This is a genomic window from Pelagibius sp. (assembly GCF_028289705.1).
Lineage (GTDB): Bacteria > Pseudomonadota > Alphaproteobacteria > Kiloniellales > Kiloniellaceae > Pelagibius.
The window spans coordinates 1-15,720 of the sequence record NZ_JANQOI010000164.1; the positions used below are offsets into that span (position 1 = coordinate 1).

Consider the following 15,720-nt stretch of genomic DNA (forward strand, 5'->3'; position numbering starts at 1 on the left):
CTGGGCGACATGGAGCGGCTCTTCGCGGAAATCCCGCTGGAGCGCATGAACACCTCCATGACCATCAACGCCACCGCGCCCTGGCTGCTGGCGCTCTACATCGCCTGCGCGGAGAAGCAGGGTGTGGCGCGGGACCAGCTCACCGGCACGGTGCAGAACGACATCATCAAGGAGTATCTCTCCCGCGGCACCCACATCTTCCCGCCGCAGCCCTCCCTGACGCTGATCACCGACGTCATCGCCTTCGCCTATCGCGAGGTGCCGAAGTGGAACCCCACCAACGTCTGCTCCTATCACCTGCAGGAGGCCGGGGCGACGCCGGTGCAGGAGCTGGCCTTCGCGCTGGCCACCGCCATCGCGGTGCTGGATTCCCTGCGCGACTCCGGCCAGGTGCCCGAAGAGGATTTCCCCCGCGTGGTGGGGCGCATTTCGTTCTTCGTCAACGCCGGCCTGCGCTTCATCACCGAGCTTTGCAAGATGCGCGCCTTCACCCAGCTCTGGGACGAGATCTGCCGGGAGCGTTACGGCATCGAGGAGCCGAAGTACCGGCGCTTCCGCTACGGCGTGCAGGTGAACTCCCTGGGCCTCACCGAGCAGCAGCCGGAGAACAACGTCTACCGCATCCTGCTGGAAACCCTGGCGGTCACCCTCTCCAAGGACGCCCGCGCCCGCGCCGTGCAACTGCCGGCCTGGAACGAGGCGCTCGGCCTGCCGCGCCCCTGGGACCAGCAGTGGTCCTTGCGGCTGCAGCAGATCCTCGCCTTCGAGACCGACCTGCTGGACTATCCCGACATCTTCGAGGGCTCGACCGTGATCGCCGCCAAAGTGGAGGACCTGAAAGCCGAGGCGCGGGCGGAGCTGGCCCGCATCGAGGAGATGGGCGGCGCCGTCGCTGCCGTCGAGAACGCCTATATGAAGGAGCGGCTGGTCGAAAGCGCCACCCGGCGCCTGGAGGCCATCGAGGCCGGCGAGCAGATCGTGGTCGGCGTCAACGCCTATCAGGAGAGCGAGCCCTCGCCGCTGACCGAAGGGGCCGACGGCGGCTTCATGGCCCCGGATGCCGAGGCCGAGGCGGCGCAGATCGAAAACCTGACCGCCTGGCGCGGCGACCGCGATGGCGAGGCCGTCGCCCAGGCGCTGGCCGCCCTCGAAGCGGCAGCGCGCGAGGGCGCCAACATCATGGAGCCCTCCATCGCCTGCGCCCATGCCGGGGTGACTACCGGGGAGTGGGGGGAGGTCCTTCGCAAGGTCTTCGGCGAGTACCGCGCCCCCACCGGGGTCGGTGCCGCCACCTCCTTGGCAGCGGACGACGAACAGGCCCTGGCCGCCGTGCGCCGGCGGGTCGAGGCGCTGTCACGCCGCCTCGGACGGCGGCTGAAGATCCTGGTGGGCAAGCCGGGGCTCGACGGCCACTCCAACGGCGCCGAGCAGATCGCCGTGCGCGCCCGCGACGCCGGCTTCGAGGTGGTCTACGAGGGCATCCGCCTGACCCCGGCGCAGATCGTCGGCGCCGCCCTGGAAGAGGGCGTGCACGTGATCGGCCTCTCCATCCTCTCCGGCTCCCACGTCGCCCTGGTCACCGAGGTGCAGCGGCGCATGGAACGGGCCGGCCTCACCCGGGTGCCGCTGGTGGCCGGCGGCATCATCCCGCCGGAGGACGAAGCGGCCCTCAAGGCCGCCGGCGTCGCCGCCGTCTTCACCCCCAAGGACTACGACCTCACCGCCATCCTCGCCGAGGTCGTCGAAATCGTCGACCGCGCGACGCAGGAAGCGGCGTAGACCCAGGTCCCCCTCACCCAGCTCCGGCTAGGTTCGCTGCGCTCACCAAGCCTGCGCAACCCTCTCCCACGAGGGGAGAGGGATTCGAAGGGGCGCTCAACATAACCCTCTCCCCTGGTGGGAGAGGGAGGGGCCCGCGTGAGCGGGAGGGTGAGGGGGCCGACCCGCCGCTAGAATTTCCGGGGGAAGGCCGCTAGGCTCGCGGCCAACGCGGTTGGCTGCCACTGCGGCGCCGAACCAGAGAGTCTTGAGGGAGGAGACAGGGATGAAACGCCGGAACTTCATGAAGCGCGCGGGGCTGGCGGCGGCGGCCGGGGCGGCCTCGACCACGCTGGCGGCGCCGGCCATCGCCCAGGAGCGGTTCGAGCTGAACCTTGTCATGCCCTGGCCCAAGGGCACGCCGGGGGTGGGCGTCAATGCCGAGCGCTTCGTGCAGCGTGTGACGGCCATGAGCGGCGGGCGCATCGTCATCCGCCTGTTCGGCGCCGGCGAGTTGGTGCCGCCCTTCGAGAGCTTCGATGCGGTGCAGTCCGGCTCCGCCGACATCCTCCACGGCACGCCCTATTTCTGGGTCGGCAAGTCCAAGGCCTTCAACTACTTCACCACGCTGCCCTTCGGCCTCAACGCCATCGAGCTGCCGGCCTGGCTGACTTACGGCGGCGGCCAGGCGCTCTGGGACGAGGTCTATGCGGGCTTCGGCCTGAAGCCCTTCTACGCCGGCTCCAGCGGCGTGCAGGCCGGCGGCTGGTTCAAGACCGAGATCAACACCATCGAGGACCTGCAGGGCCTGAAGATCCGCATCGCCGGGCTGGGCGGCGAGGTGATGCGGCGCATCGGCGCCGTGGTCGTACTGCTGCCGCCGGGCGAGATCCTGCCCTCCATGCAGTCCGGCGCCATCGACGCGGCGGAGTGGATCGGCCCCTGGAACGATGTCGCCTTCGGCCTGCAGAAGGTGGCGAAGTACTACTACGTGCCGGCCTTCCACGAGCCGGGCCCGGGCCTGGAGATCACCCTCAACAAGGCCAGGTACGACGCCCTGCCCGCCGACCTGCAGGCGATCCTCCAGGCTGCCGCGGCGGCCACGGCGCAGGACACCACCACCGACTTCGCCTATCACAACATCCAGGCCTTCGAGCCGCTGATCCAGGACTACGACGTGGAACTCAGGGCCTTCTCCGACGAGATCATCGCGCGGCTGGGGGCGGTGACCCGGGAGGTGGCGGAGGAGATCGGCGCCACCGACGCCCTGACCCAAAAGGTCCATGCCTCCTACATCGATTTCGTGCGCAAATCGGCGGCCTATCAGGGCCGCTTCGAGGAGACCATGCTGCGCCAGCGCCGCGAGGTCTGGGCGTAGGGGGCCGGGGCGTAACGGATCGGGGCCGCGGTCCCCCGGGTTGACTTTTGTCCGCCGATCCATTCTGATCGGTCCGTTATGGACGTTCTCCGCCTGTTCGGCATCGCCATTCGAATTACGGACCCGGCACCCAGAGGGTAGCCGGGAACAGCCGATTCGACTTTGGTGACATCCGTTCAGGGGACTGAGAATGTCCTTTTCCATGACTGCCGCTTCCACGACTGCCGCGACCGCGCGGCCCCTTCCATCGCAGCACGACCTTAAACCGGCGCCGGGCGCCGCCGTCGTCGTCTACTGCTTTTCCATCCATGCCGAAGCCGAGCCCGGCGTCATGCCGCGGGTGCTGGAGCTTTTCGCCAAGCGCGGCCTGGTGCCGACGCGCTGGCACAGCGACGTCACCGGCCCCCTGAACGGCGATCTGGCCATCGACGTCCAGGTCGAAGGACTCGACGTTCGCACCGGCGACTACATCGCCCGCTGCCTGCGCCAGGTCCATCAGGTGGAAACCGTGCTGACCTCCCAAAAGCACATGGGGCGCGGGTAGAGCTCATAACATCGGCTTTGGGTGCCGTTTTCGGGGCCCGCTTCCGATCATTCCGTGATCCTGCTAGTCTTCTTCGGTTCACGCGGGGATGCTTCGGGCCCGGGCGCATTGCTCCGGGCCTGAAATGCAAAGAACCAACAAGACCCGAAACCATGGGAGACAGATTATGAGAGTGTCGTACGCCTTGGGCGCGGCCGTGCTTTGCGGCTTCGCCGGAACCGCCGCCGCCGATACCACCGACGTCACCTGGCAGACCAAGGTGGTGCTGGAAAAGCAGGGGGAGCACTGTGTCGACGATCCCAACTGCTTCAACCGCTATCACCCGGCGATCCCGCCGGCGGCGCGGGCCAAGCCGGGCGACATGATCGTGCTTCATACCCGCGACGCGCTTGATTCCGACTTGAATCTCGACTCCGTCGCCGACGACCTTGCGGCGGTGGACCTCAACCTGGTGCATCCCATGACCGGCCCCGTGCACATCGAGGGCGCGGAGCGCGGCGACGTCATCGCCGTCACCCTGGTGGACATCGAGCCGGATCAGTACGGCTACACCGTCATCGTGCCGGGCTTCGGCTTCCTGCGCGATCTCTACACCGAGCCCTATCTGGTGAACTGGAAGCAGTCGCGGACCCACGCGGTCTCCGACCAGATGCCCGGCGTCAAGGTGCCCTACGAGGCCTTCATGGGCTCGGTCGGTGTGCTGCCCGGCCAGCCGGAGGTGGAAAGCTGGCTGGCGCGGGAGGCGGCTCTGGGCGCGGCCGGCGGCATCGCCCTGCCGCCGCAGCCCGTAGGGGCGCTGCCCTCCGCCGTCTGCGGGCCGGAGGGCCCCCACAAGGACGAGTGCCTGCGTACCATCCCGCCGCGCGAGAACGGCGGCAACATGGACGTGCAGCAGATGCAGGTGGGCACCACCCTGCTGCTGCCCTGCTTCGTCGACGGTTGCGGGCTTTTCGCCGGCGATGTGCACTATGCCCAGGGCGACGGCGAGGTCTCCGGGACCGCCATCGAGACCGGCGCGGTGGTGACCCTCAGCGTCGAAATCCGCAAGGGCCAGGGCAGCGTCATCACCGGTCCCGAGGTGGAAGGCGGCACCCAGATCAAGGAGATCGAGCCCTCCAAGTTCTATCAGACCATCGGTCTGCCGCTGAAGGCCGCCGGCGAGGTCCCGCCGCCCCACGCCTATCTGGAGAGCGAGAAGATCGCCGACCTCACCAACCTCTCCGAGGACCTGGTGGTCGCGGCCCGCAACGCGCTGATCAAGATGATCGCCTATATCCAGCGCGAACACGGCCTCAACCGCGAACAGGCCTACATCCTCGCCAGCGTCGCCGTGGACCTGCGGATCGGCCAGGTGGTGGACGTGCCCAACTACATCGTCACCGCGGTGCTGAACGAGGACGTTTTCGAGGAGTGACCCGCGGGGATGTCCGGGGGCGTACCCGGCGCCTCGCGCGCCGGCACGTCCTGCGGCTGGGGGGCGGCTTGGCCGCCGCTCTGCTGCTGTGCGGCCACACGCCCTATGGCCATTGGGTTGTCTATCGCAAGAAGCACCTGCTGATCGGCTGCCACAGGGCGGACCCGGAGACCTATGCCCTGGCGAAGCGGGTGGTGGCCGAACTCGCCGCGCATCTGCCGGCGGCCAAGGCGCGGCCCGCCCGTGCCCCGGATGCCCGGCGCCTCGCCAGCCTGCTGGGAACCGAGCAGATGGACGTCGCGATCCTGAGCGCCGGCGACGCCGCCGCCATGGCGGGCGGCAGCGGCCCGTTCGAACCTTACGGCGCCATCGGCCTGCGGCTGCTGACCCCCGTCGGGGACCACCTGCTGATCTGCCGCCAGGACTTTCGCGAGCGCCACGCCTGGCTGGTCACCGGGGCTCTCTCGGGAACCTCCGTGGTGCCGGCGGGAGAGACGGCGGCGGGGGGCGCCATTCCCTGGCATCCCGGCAGCCGCGCTTTTCTGGAGGGAAAACCCGAACCGGCGCCCGACCCGCCCCCCGACGGGTCAAGCGCCGATCCGGACTGAGCGCTGGGATCGGGTAGTCAGCGCTTCAGCTTGCCGACGCCGGAGAAGCGGAAGGCTTCTTTTTCCAGGGCGTCGATCTCTTCCAGGCTCAACTGGTCGTGGGCGACGGTGATACGCCCGAGGAAGACCAGCGGCAGTTCCTCGGCCCGGCCCTCCATGTCGGCCTTGATGGCCTCGGCCGTCGCCGCGCCGACGTCGTCGCCCATGCGCATGGGCGTGGCGTTCAACTCGCCGCGGCGGATGGCATCGAGCTCCAGCCCGGTGCCGCCCCAGCCGGTGGAGAAGACCTCCTTGTGCTTGCCGGCGGCGACCTGGGCCTCCACCGAACCCATGGCCATGGCCGTGTTGGCGTTGTGGATGACGGTGGCCTCCGGATAGGCCTGGAGGATCAGGTTGGTGCCGTCGAAGCCGCCCTCGCGCTGGTATTCGCCATAGTGCTCGTAGGCGACTGTCCAGTTGCCCTTCTCCATGACGCAGTCCTTGAAGTCGCCGGAGCGCTGGTTGTCGGTCACCCCGGGGATGCCCCGGTTCATGGCGATGGTGACGTCCTTGCCCAGGCGGTCCAGCATGTAGCTGCAGATCACCTGCGCGCCGTAGGCCGAGGAGAAGTCGAACCAGACCGCCGGCTGCTGGTCGAACTGCTTCAGCGGGGTGTGGAAGGCCCAGACATAGGTGACGAAGCCGTCGTTCTTGGCCAGCTTGTCGATGTTGTCAGCCTGGGTCGCCAGCTCCGAAGGGCCGAAGATGACGTAGTCGTAGAGATCGGCGTCCTGCTCCACCTGGGTCGCGTAGGTCGACTGCAGGGAGTGCTCGATCTGGCGCGAGGCGAACTCGGTGGTGTTGTACTCGATGCCGAGCTGGTCCAGGCGCTTGGTCAGGGCGAGATAGTTGCGGGCCCAGAAGTCGGAGACGTCGGCCGAGGGATAGATCAGGGCGATCTCGACCGGCCGGTCCTGAGTGCCCTTGTACGTCACGGCCTCGCCGCCGGTGGCCGCCTGCAGGGCCTCCAGCTTGCCCGGCTCGTTGACCTGTTCCGGCAGCCAGTGGTCGCGCTCCGCATCGCCCGGCAGGGCCTTCAGCGGCAGGTCGGCGGAGAGCGCCGTGGTCGCCATCAGCGCCGAGGCGGCGAGGGCGAGGCCCGTCGTCTTGATCGTTGTCTTTCTCGTCATGTCATCCTCCCAGTCTTGGTTTTGTTTTCTGATTGAGTGTGTCCGCGGTCAGCCACTCGGGACTGAACCCGTGGAGAGCAGCATGCCGACGGCTGTGAGCAGCAGCAGGACCGCGACCAGCGCGCCGCCCAGCTTCAGCACCTTGAAATTGTCCGGGGTCATGAGGCTGTTGATGAGCCCCCGCGCGCCGTCGCGGTCCTTCTTCTGCAGCCAGGTGTAGAAGGCCACGGAGAGAATGATCACCACGCCGGAGGCCACCGACTGCCAGAAGAACTCGATGCGCAGGGTGACCAGGGCGTTGATCATCATGGAGAGCAGCAGCACGCCGGCCAGCGAGCCCAGCATGTAGGCGCGGCCGCCGAACAGCGAGGTGCCGCCCACCACCACGGCGGCGATGACATGGAGATTGAAGTAGGGCGCCGAGGTCGCCTGGATGGCGTTCAGCTTGCCGGTCAGCATCACCCCGGCGAGCCCCGCCATGGCGCCCATCAGCACGTAGGCATAGACCTTGTAGCGGTCGATGGCGATGCCGGTCATCTCCGCGGACTCCGGGTTGGAGCCGATGGCGATGGAATAACGCCCGAACCAGGTGCGCCGCAGCAGGATCGCGCCGATCACGAAGGTGGCGAGACCGACCAGCACGGGGATGGGCAGGAAGCCGGGAATGCGTCCGCGCCCCAGTTCGGTGATGAGGTCGGGAAAGCGCGCCAGCACCAGGCCCTTGGCCAGCACCAGCGCGAAGCCGCGGTAGACCAGGTCCATGGCCAGGGTGCCGATGAGGTCAGGCACCCGGAACTTGGTGATCACCAGACCGTTGATCAGCCCGAAGAGGCTGCCGATGACCAGCGCCAGGGGCAGGGCGACCCAGGCGGGAAAGCCGAACTCTTTGATGGCGAAGGCCATGATGATGCCGGTCAGCGCGGCGACCGAGCCGATGGAAAGGTCGATGCCGCGCTGGGTGATGACGAAGGTCATGGCCATGGCCATGGGCATGTAGAGGGCGGCTTCCAGCAGGATGATGTTGAGGTTGGAGGCGCGGAAGTAGCGCGCCGGCTCCGCCACCGCCATGAACAGCAGGATCAGGCCGATCATGGCCAGGGGACCGATGATCGCCAGATAGGGTTCCAGGCGCTGCTGGAGATCCCGGGGGGCCGTGTCCGCCATGCCGCGTTCCCCCCTCTAGGCCGCTTCTTCCGCCGCGCCGACGATCATCCCCAGGACCTCCTGGCGGCTGGTCTCGGCGGTGCGCACCACGCCGGCACGCCGGCCGCGGCGCATCACCTGGATACGGTCGGAGACGGCGAAGACGTCGTCCAGGGAGTGGGAGATCAGGATGATCGCCAGACCCTCCTCACGCAGCACCTCGATGAGCTTCAGAGTCCGCGCGGTCTCCTGCGGGCCCAGCGCCGCCGTCGGCTCGTCCATCACCAGCACCCTGAGGTCGGAGTGGTAGACCGCCCGCGCGATGGCCACCGCCTGGCGCTGCCCGCCGGAGAGGCTCTCGGTGGGCGCGTCCATGTTCTTGAGGCGCACGCCCAGGCGGTCGAAGAGCACGCGTTCGGCCTCAGAGCGCATCTTCTTGTTGTCGAGAAAGCGGAAGCCGAGGATCGAGGTGGTCAGCTCCGAGCCGAGGAACATGTTGGAGGCCGGGTCCAGATGATCGGCCAGGGCGAGGGTCTGGTAGACGGCGTCGATGCCCAGCGCGATGGCCTCGGAGTGGTTGCTCATGGAAAGCGTCTTGCCCTCCATCTGCACGGTCCCGCTGGTCGGCTGATAGACCCCGGTCAGGATCTTGATCAGGGTGGACTTGCCGGCGCCGTTGTCGCCGACGATGGCCAGCACCTCCCCGGAATAGGCGTCGAGATCGACGTCCTGCAGCGCCGTGATCCCGCCGAAGCGCTTGGTCACGCCGCGCATGGAAACGATCGGGTCCTGTACCGCCACTTTGCCTCCTCCCCATCCGGTCCGGACCTTTCGTTTCGGCCGAGAGCCCTCTCGCAAAGGCCCTCACAGGTCAGCGTTACCGGTAACGTTACGTTACCGATAACCCATTGAGAGTCAACCTCCACGACCGTTTCGGCCGATCCGACTTTCAGTCGGCGCCCCTGTCGCGGTGGCTCTCCTCAGCAGCGTCACGCTAGTCCCTTCGATACACGGCGAACGAGGGCGAAATCCGTGGCCAGGCTGTGCGGCAACGCGTAAGGTCCGCGCGCCGTGAGTTACCTTGATCGCATTGCCCGCTGTCATCGCTGGAACCCTGAGGACTACCTGCCCTTTCTGGTGGATGGCCGGCCGCTGGGCATGGTGGCGCGGGACTCGCTCGATCTGCTACGCGGCTTTCCCGAGGTCTTTGCGGTGGCCGACGCGTCGGTGGCCCTGGCACCCAAGCTGACGGGCTTCGAGGCGCGCAGTGCCGCCCTGGCGGCGGTGCTCGAAGGGCTGCGCGCGGAGCGCGGTGCCTTTCCCAACTGGCGCGGCGAGGACTATCCCATCGCCCCGCGCTGGGGCGAGGCGCCGCTGTTCAAGATGGAGCGCGCGGCGGTGCCCTTCTTCGGTCTGCCGGCCTACGGCGTGCACGTGAACGGCTTCGTGCGGCGGGCCGAGGGCCTGGCGGTCTGGGTCGGCCGCCGTTCGCGGCGCAAGCAGACGGCGCCGGGCAAGCTGGACCACCTCACCGCCGGCGGCCAGCCCTACGGTCTGGGTCTCATGGAAAACGTCATCAAGGAATGCGGGGAAGAGGCGGGTGTGCCGCCGGCGCTGGCGGCCCGGGCGGTGCCGGTCGGGGCGGTCAAGTACCGCTGCGCGATGCCCGACGGCCTGCGCAACGATGTCGCCTTCTGCTACGACCTGGAACTGCCGGAGGACTTCGTGCCGCAGAACCGCGACGGCGAAATGGAGTCCTTCGAGCTCTGGCCTCTGGAGCGCGCCCTGGCGGCGGTGCGCGACAGCGAGGCCTTCAAGTTCAACGTCGCCTTGGTGACCATCGACTTCGCCCTGCGCCACGGCGTCCTCGACCCCGACAGCGAGCCGGATTACCAGGCCATCGTCGAGGGTATCGGAGGGTCTATTTCTCCGGGAACAGCGGCGGGCGGTCGCCGTGCAGATAGTCGATCAGGCGCTGCGGCAGGGTGAGTTCGAAATATGCGTGGAGTTCTCAGTTGTCGGAATGGCTTTAGCTGCTAAACAACAACCGGACCATTGCTTGGATCAGGTCGATTGTACTCACCCAAGATGCGTGTGCGGTCATTACCAATCCCGGCTGTGCTCCAGCGATCAAGCCCGGTCCGATCGTCAAGAGTGCTGCTCCTCCGAAAAACCACAGCGCTGGTAGGTCTGGCCATGTGGACTGATCTGCCGCCCGTGGGTACATCTTTTCGGCGCGAAGATGAAACATGAGGATGAACAACGCCATCGCTATCCCAATCGTGACCGGTAGATAGGTGAGTAGGTTCTGCCCATAGATTGCGAATGCGTTGACACCATCTTCACAACGCAGCTTACACAGCTTCCGCGAACCCTTGGCTAGGTTCGATATCGTAGCCATTATTGTTCCGATGGCGCCAATCGCGACGACGACCGCAATGTTGTTGAATGCCCTATCGAGCAGGCTGATTCCAAACCGTTTATCTTCATGAGAGCTATTTAATACTATCTGTACTCGAAAATTACTGCGCGGTGAAATTGCCCGAAAGACAAAGTAAAAGAGATATATGCCTTTGAGAACCATCCATATAGAGAATGGTATGAAGAGAATTTGTATAAGAATCGCGAAGAAGATAAATGCGTAGAAATAGATATCTCCGTCACTTCCGTAATTTATCTTTCCGATCATCGAGATATTCTTGATACTCCATTGGCTAAATTCCCCTTCTTTTATTTCGCTCAAGCCGTCGATTCTTCGTCCAGAATCTTCTATTTCCTTTAGGTTTAGGTTCTCATAGCTCGAAATAAATGGCGCTTGCAGGTACCCAAAGGCTAGATGTTTGTAGTGCCCGGTTTTGCTATTGAACTCAGTAAAGATGACAACGAAGACTACGACCGTGAGCAGAGTAGTAGAAACGACAACCCAGATGAACCGAAGTGTATTAGTGCCTACGAGGCTTTGAATTGTTGGAGCGGACTGATCGATACGACTAACCAGCTGTCCTCTGTCTGCCAGATCTTCGAGTGCAATTCGCGCCCTCCAAAGGAAACGAGCGCCGAAAATGGCAAACAAAGGTGCGCCAAGTAAATAGAATGCTGCGGCGTTTAGCTCATATATGTAACCGAATTCTATGCGTTTACACCTTGGTTCTATGCAGTCTTCTATCTTACTTGCCTCTATTGAGGTCCCCATATAAAATTCTATTTGAATCAAACCTGCGCCAGAAACGACGCTTAACGTTGAGGTGACAAGGGCGAGAACAAAGAAGATCAACGCTATTCGGCCACCATTGAGGTCGCCTTCAGGTGTCAAAAAACGGGAGGCTTGCAATAGCTTTCGGATTGGGGCTGGCTTCCAATCAAATTCCGGAACAAGGGGGTTTATTTGGAAGCTACTTTGCGAAACCTGACCTTCTTGGGGCATTAAGAACACCCTTCATTTGACTCCACCTCGGACTCTGAAACTGGTTGAGTGGTTCAGCAACCTAGGTTTGCAGAATGGTAGAGCAATTTATCGGATTTCGCAATTACCAAGAAACTAGGTCAAGTATCGGAGGGGAAAATTGTGATCGCGGCATTATCGAAAGACGGACCTTCCATCGCGTAGACTTCTTTTTGGGGTTGGCTGAGGACTTTAAATTCGGTGATTGGAGTACCAGCTACTTTCTGATCAGTAACGATTTCTGACCTTGGAAGTCGGTGGCACGGTAAAGTGTTGGATGATGTCATTGCTCCACTAACTTCCCTAGTGTCTTCAGTCAGGCAAAGAAGCCACAGCCATTCTTATAGGGTTTCGAAGTTCGGACCGCAGAATTGAAATGAAAGGTTGGAGAAGTGTCTCGGCGAGATGCACCACAGCACTGAGAGGAGTTCAGGGGGCCCTCGCGGTGGTGCGCGACAGCGAGAGCTTCAAGTTCAACGTCGCTTTGGTGACCATCGACTTCGCCCTGCGCCACGGCGTCCTCGACCCCGACAGCGAGCCGGACTACCAGGCCATCGTCGAGGGGATGCGGGGAAACGTGGCGTGATCGCGCCAGAAGCTTGCGCTTAAGCTCGTCCTCCCTCCTTGCGGGGGAGGAAGAAAAATCTTGCGCTTGGCGGCGCTTCAGCGGCGTCAAGCGTTAGATTTTTCAGGAGGGGGGTGCGGTTGGTTTCCCCCCCCTCTTGCACAATCAAGGCGTTGCCCTCGGTGAGGCCAACACCATGATTCTGCTTTCTCCCCCGCAAGGGGGGAGAGGATCGGGTTAGCGCTCCGGGAACAGCGGCGGGCGGTCGCCGTGCAGATAGTCGATCAGGCGCTGCGGCAGAGTGAGTTCGACGGCCAGCCGGCGCACGTCCTCCTCGGCGTGTTCCAGGGAGCGGTTCAGGCGGCCGATCTCGAAGAGGTTCTCGCGCCGCGGGATGGCGATCAGAAAGCGGTTCTCCATGAAGGCGCAGTTGACCGCACCACGGCCGGCGGCATCTGCGATGGCCAGGAGCGAGTCCAACAGAGCCGGCTGCAGCAGGCCGCGCGCCTCCTCCGGCCGGTCGCTGTAGACCTGATAGCGGGCTTCGAAGGCCTCCTGGCCGGTCTCCACCGCCGAGAGGTTGGTCATCTTGGCGCGCAGCCAGTCGACGATCCGGTTGCCTAGCGCGCCCTTGTCGCCGACCAAGAGCACCGTGCACGCGAACGGCTGGGGCACCGAGATCTCGCAGAGCAGCCCGGCGAACACCGTGCGCTGGCGGCTCTTTCCCGAAGAGCGCCGGCGCTGCTTCAGCCGAGCCTCGACCATGCGGTAGTCGGTGTTGCGGTAGCGGCCGATGAGCAGGTCTTCCAGCTTGGCACGGTTGAACCCGGCGGTGATGCCGCTGCGCCTGAAGCGGTCGAGATCGAAACGCTCGCCGGGCTTGCGGTGGTACTCCAGCCCGCCGAGGAAGCGCTGCAGGGGTTCGATGACCAGCCCGCGCATGGCCTCGCGGTGGCGCCGGCTGGGCGCGGAGACCCAGAAGGCACCGCCCACGGCGCCGATGGCCGCGACCACGATGCCGATGGGCCAGGCATCGGTGAAGGCCGCGGTGATGGCCACCACGAGCGCGAGCACGAAGGCAAGGCCGGCGGCCCGGGTATAGGCGGACTGGCGCAGCTCCTTGCGCCCGGCCTCCACTCCCGGCAGGCCGGGCGCGATCTCGGCGGCGAAGAACGCGGCGAAGGATTGCTCGCCGCCATGCTGGTTGTCTGCCGGTACGGTTGAGTGGTCTTGGGTCATAGCGCCTTCTTAGGCCAAGGCCCGTTGTTCGGCCAGCGCGATGACCGCTGCCGCGCTCTGCCCCGCGTCGCGGAGGCTGCGCAGGGTGAGAGAGTCGTGGCGCTTCGCCAGGCGCTTACCTGCTTCGTCGGTCACCAGCCGGTGATGGTGATAGTCCGGCGCCGGCAGACCGAGGAGAGCCTGGAGCAGGCGGTGCAGGTGGCTGGCCTCGAAGAGGTCGGTGCCGCGGGTGACCAGGGTGACGCCCTGGGCGGCGTCGTCCACCACGACCGAGAGGTGGTAGCTGGTGCCCAGGTCCTTGCGGGCCAGCACCACGTCGCCTTCGCCGCGGGGATCGCAGACCTGGACACCGCGTTCGCGATCGGTCCAGGTGAGGGGGCCTCCTGCGTCCGCTGCGGCCATGGCCGCAGCCAGATCGAGGCGCAGGGCGTAGCTGCGGCCTTCGGCGCGGCGCGCCTCTCGTTCGTCTTCGCTGAGGCCGCGGCAGGTCCCGGGGTAGAGCGCGGCCTGCGGGCCATGGGGCGCCGCCCCCGCTCGCGCGATCTCCGCCGCGATCTCCTTGCGGGTACAAAAGCAGGGGTAGACCAGCCCCTGGCGCTGCAGCGTCTCCAGGGCGGCCCGGTAGAGGTCCATCCGTTCGGATTGGCGGAGCACCGGCTCTTCCCAGGTGAGCCCCAGCCAGGCGAGGTCTTCGAAGATCGCCGCCTCGAAGTCCGGGCGGGCGCGGCCCTGGTCGATGTCTTCGATGCGCAGCAGGAAGCGTCCGCCGGCTTCCGCAGCGGCGCGTGCCGCGAAGAGCGCCGAATAGGCATGGCCCAGGTGCAGATAGCCGCTGGGCGAGGGGGCGAAGCGTGTCACGGCCGAAGCGTCCATGCGATTGGCCCTAAGGCCTCGCGCCGCTAAAGTCCAGCCATGAGCCCCGATTCGAGTCCTCCCGAGCAGGATCCACCCGCGCCGCCGCCGGACGAGACCCTGCGCCCGGCCATCGAGTCCCTGGCCGCGGCGGACCGGGATATCGCCAAGGCCTATGCCCGTTGCGGCCTGCCGCCGGTGCGCGGCAGCGAGCCGGGCTTTCCCGGCCTGATCCGCATGATCGCCGGCCAGCAGGTCTCGGTGCAGTCGGCGCGGGCCATCGTCGGCCGCCTGGAAGAGCGGCTCGATCCTCTGACCGCCGAGGGTTTCCTGGCGCTGGAGGAAAACGACCTCAAGGCCATCGGCTTCAGCCGCCCCAAGATGCGCTACGGGCGCCTGTTGGCCGAGGAGATCGCTGGCGGCGGCCTCGACATCGACGGCCTGGCGTCGTTGGACGACAATGCGGCCATTGCCGCACTCACCCGCATCAAGGGTATCGGCCCCTGGACGGCGGAGATCTACCTGCTCTTCGCCCTGCGCCGGCCCGACATCTGGCCGGTGGACGACCTGGCGCTTTGCATCGCCGCCCAGCACCTGAAGAGCCTCTCGACACGGCCGGACCGCAAGGCGATGCTGGTCCTGGGCGAGCCCTGGCGCCCCTTCCGCAGCGCCGCGGCGCGCTTCCTCTGGCATCTCTACCGCCACCCCGGCGTCGCCCTGGGGCGCGGCGTCAGGAAGACGGCCTGATCCGTCGCCCACCCGCTTTTTTCCTCTCATCTGGAGACCGAAGCCTTATGGACCTGCCACAGCTCGACGGCCCGCGCCACGGCCCGCAACCGCCGGAGACGGCCGCCCGCCTGGTGGTCTTCCTGCACGGCCTGGGGGCCGACGGCAACGACCTCATTTCTCTGGGGCCGATGCTGGCGCCGGTCCTGCCGGAGACCGCCTTCGTCTCCCCCCACGCGCCCTATCCCTGCGACATGGCGCCCACGGGCCGGCAGTGGTTCAGCCTGCAGGACACCTCCAACGACGCCATGCTGGCGGGGGTCCAGGCTGCGGCCCCGGCGCTCAACGCCTTCCTCGATGCGGAACTGGCCAATCACGGGCTGACCGACGACCGGATGGCCCTGGTCGGCTTCTCGCAAGGCACCATGACCGCGATTCACGTGGCACTGCGCCGGCCCAAGCCCTGCGCCGTGGTGGTCGGCTTCTCCGGCGCCCTCATCAAGCCTGAGCTGCTGGCGACCGAACTGGTCAGCCGCCCGCCGGTGGCATTGGTTCACGGCGAGGCCGATCCGGTGGTTCCCTTTCCCGCCATGCCCATGGCGGAAATGGCGCTCAAGACCGCGGGGGTGCCGGTCGCCAGCCTCGCCCGCCCCGGCCTCGCCCACGGCATCGACCAGGACGGCCTGGAGTTCGCCGCCGCCGCCCTGCGCCAGAACCTTGTCGGGGAGACCGAAGCGGATTGAGCCGCCAAGCCGTTCCCTACCGGCGCCCTTTCGCGTGGGGGATGCGGGTGTGGTGTCTCCTGGGCAATCTAACGCATAAGTAGAAGATTCTCTTACTTTTTGGAGTTGGGGTCGTGTCGTCGCGCCCGCAGCGGGTCTC

The 15,720-nt window shown here is 65.9% G+C and carries 15 protein-coding genes; 9 read left to right on the forward strand and 6 right to left on the reverse strand.

Going from position 1 to position 15,720, the window contains the following annotated elements:
* From Q0996_RS20340 to Q0996_RS20360, 5 genes are all read left to right on the forward strand, one after another.
* The coding region (locus tag Q0996_RS20340; RefSeq protein ID WP_299624116.1) for a protein meaA at positions 1 to 1,779 on the forward strand (1,779 nt) is incomplete at its 5' end.
* Positions 1,780 to 2,044: 265 nt separating this feature from the next.
* Complete coding sequence (locus Q0996_RS20345) at positions 2,045 to 3,136, forward strand: TRAP transporter substrate-binding protein (RefSeq protein WP_299624119.1); 1,092 nt, start codon at positions 2,045 to 2,047, stop codon at positions 3,134 to 3,136.
* Between the two features lie 202 nt (positions 3,137 to 3,338).
* The gene (locus Q0996_RS20350) at positions 3,339 to 3,680 is read left to right on the forward strand and encodes a hypothetical protein (protein WP_299624122.1); all 342 of its coding nucleotides are present in this window, start codon (positions 3,339 to 3,341) and stop codon (positions 3,678 to 3,680) included.
* A gap of 166 nt (positions 3,681 to 3,846) precedes the next feature.
* Positions 3,847 to 5,094 (forward strand): acetamidase/formamidase family protein, encoded by a 1,248-nt coding sequence (locus Q0996_RS20355; RefSeq protein ID WP_299624125.1) that lies wholly within the window; start codon positions 3,847 to 3,849, stop codon positions 5,092 to 5,094.
* A complete protein-coding gene (locus tag Q0996_RS20360) occupies positions 5,091 to 5,702 on the forward strand; it encodes a hypothetical protein (RefSeq protein WP_299624128.1) in 612 nt (203 codons plus the stop codon). The genes Q0996_RS20355 and Q0996_RS20360 overlap by 4 nt, the downstream gene beginning before the upstream one ends.
* A 17-nt stretch (positions 5,703 to 5,719) precedes the next feature.
* On the opposite strand, the gene Q0996_RS20365 is transcribed toward Q0996_RS20360, so the two are convergent.
* The 3 genes from Q0996_RS20365 to Q0996_RS20375 are packed head-to-tail and all read right to left on the reverse strand — an operon-like array spanning position 5,720 to position 8,815.
* Positions 5,720 to 6,871, reverse strand: coding sequence for a substrate-binding domain-containing protein (locus tag Q0996_RS20365; protein WP_299624131.1), 1,152 nt, complete (start codon positions 6,869 to 6,871; stop codon positions 5,720 to 5,722).
* Positions 6,872 to 6,919: 48 nt separating this feature from the next.
* The gene (locus tag Q0996_RS20370) at positions 6,920 to 8,035 is read right to left on the reverse strand and encodes an ABC transporter permease (protein WP_299624134.1); all 1,116 of its coding nucleotides are present in this window, start codon (positions 8,033 to 8,035) and stop codon (positions 6,920 to 6,922) included.
* Between the two features lie 15 nt (positions 8,036 to 8,050).
* Entirely contained in the window at positions 8,051 to 8,815 is a 765-nt protein-coding gene (locus tag Q0996_RS20375) for an ATP-binding cassette domain-containing protein (protein WP_299624136.1), read from the reverse strand.
* A gap of 270 nt (positions 8,816 to 9,085) precedes the next feature.
* Here Q0996_RS20375 and Q0996_RS20380 point away from each other — a divergent pair, with 270 nt between their 5' ends.
* Positions 9,086 to 10,003, forward strand: coding sequence for a DUF4743 domain-containing protein (locus Q0996_RS20380; RefSeq protein WP_299624139.1), 918 nt, complete (start codon positions 9,086 to 9,088; stop codon positions 10,001 to 10,003).
* A gap of 40 nt (positions 10,004 to 10,043) precedes the next feature.
* Here the strand turns inward: Q0996_RS20380 and Q0996_RS20385 are convergent, their stop codons facing one another.
* Positions 10,044 to 11,438 (reverse strand): hypothetical protein, encoded by a 1,395-nt coding sequence (locus Q0996_RS20385; protein ID WP_299624142.1) that lies wholly within the window; start codon positions 11,436 to 11,438, stop codon positions 10,044 to 10,046.
* 463 nt (positions 11,439 to 11,901) lie between these two features.
* Between Q0996_RS20385 and Q0996_RS20390 the strand changes: the two genes are divergently transcribed.
* Positions 11,902 to 12,042: a hypothetical protein gene (locus tag Q0996_RS20390; RefSeq protein ID WP_299624144.1), complete on the forward strand. Its 141-nt coding sequence runs from the start codon at positions 11,902 to 11,904 to the stop codon at positions 12,040 to 12,042.
* A 216-nt stretch (positions 12,043 to 12,258) separates the two neighbouring features.
* Here Q0996_RS20390 and Q0996_RS20395 read toward each other — a convergent pair whose 3' ends face one another.
* Positions 12,259 to 13,260 (reverse strand): DUF3137 domain-containing protein, encoded by a 1,002-nt coding sequence (locus Q0996_RS20395; RefSeq protein ID WP_299624146.1) that lies wholly within the window; start codon positions 13,258 to 13,260, stop codon positions 12,259 to 12,261.
* Between the two features lie 9 nt (positions 13,261 to 13,269).
* Positions 13,270 to 14,133 carry a tRNA glutamyl-Q(34) synthetase GluQRS gene (gene gluQRS / locus Q0996_RS20400; RefSeq protein WP_299624149.1) on the reverse strand — a complete coding sequence of 288 codons (864 nt, stop codon included), beginning with the start codon at positions 14,131 to 14,133 and terminating at the stop codon, positions 13,270 to 13,272.
* A 39-nt stretch (positions 14,134 to 14,172) separates the two neighbouring features.
* Between gluQRS and Q0996_RS20405 the strand changes: the two genes are divergently transcribed.
* On the forward strand, positions 14,173 to 14,859 hold the full coding sequence (locus Q0996_RS20405) for a DNA-3-methyladenine glycosylase (RefSeq protein WP_299624152.1): 687 nt from the start codon (positions 14,173 to 14,175) through the stop codon (positions 14,857 to 14,859).
* A 47-nt stretch (positions 14,860 to 14,906) separates the two neighbouring features.
* The gene (locus tag Q0996_RS20410) at positions 14,907 to 15,581 is read left to right on the forward strand and encodes an alpha/beta hydrolase (protein ID WP_299624155.1); all 675 of its coding nucleotides are present in this window, start codon (positions 14,907 to 14,909) and stop codon (positions 15,579 to 15,581) included.
* The last annotated feature ends 139 nt before the right edge of the window (positions 15,582 to 15,720 follow it).

Bases quoted from the DNA above. Each gene is read 5' to 3' on its own strand.
- Q0996_RS20350 (WP_299624122.1), top strand. From the start codon at position 3,339: ATGACTGCCGCTTCCACGACTGCCGCGACCGCGCGGCCCCTTCCATCG.
- Q0996_RS20395 (WP_299624146.1), bottom strand. From the start codon at position 13,260: ATGACCCAAGACCACTCAACCGTACCGGCAGACAACCAGCATGGCGGC.
- gluQRS (WP_299624149.1), bottom strand. From the start codon at position 14,133: ATGGACGCTTCGGCCGTGACACGCTTCGCCCCCTCGCCCAGCGGCTAT.
- Q0996_RS20365 (WP_299624131.1), bottom strand. From the start codon at position 6,871: ATGACGAGAAAGACAACGATCAAGACGACGGGCCTCGCCCTCGCCGCC.
- Q0996_RS20355 (WP_299624125.1), top strand. From the start codon at position 3,847: ATGAGAGTGTCGTACGCCTTGGGCGCGGCCGTGCTTTGCGGCTTCGCC.
- Q0996_RS20410 (WP_299624155.1), top strand. From the start codon at position 14,907: ATGGACCTGCCACAGCTCGACGGCCCGCGCCACGGCCCGCAACCGCCG.
- Q0996_RS20405 (WP_299624152.1), top strand. From the start codon at position 14,173: ATGAGCCCCGATTCGAGTCCTCCCGAGCAGGATCCACCCGCGCCGCCG.
- Q0996_RS20370 (WP_299624134.1), bottom strand. From the start codon at position 8,035: ATGGCGGACACGGCCCCCCGGGATCTCCAGCAGCGCCTGGAACCCTAT.
- Q0996_RS20345 (WP_299624119.1), top strand. From the start codon at position 2,045: ATGAAACGCCGGAACTTCATGAAGCGCGCGGGGCTGGCGGCGGCGGCC.
- Q0996_RS20385 (WP_299624142.1), bottom strand. From the start codon at position 11,438: ATGCCCCAAGAAGGTCAGGTTTCGCAAAGTAGCTTCCAAATAAACCCC.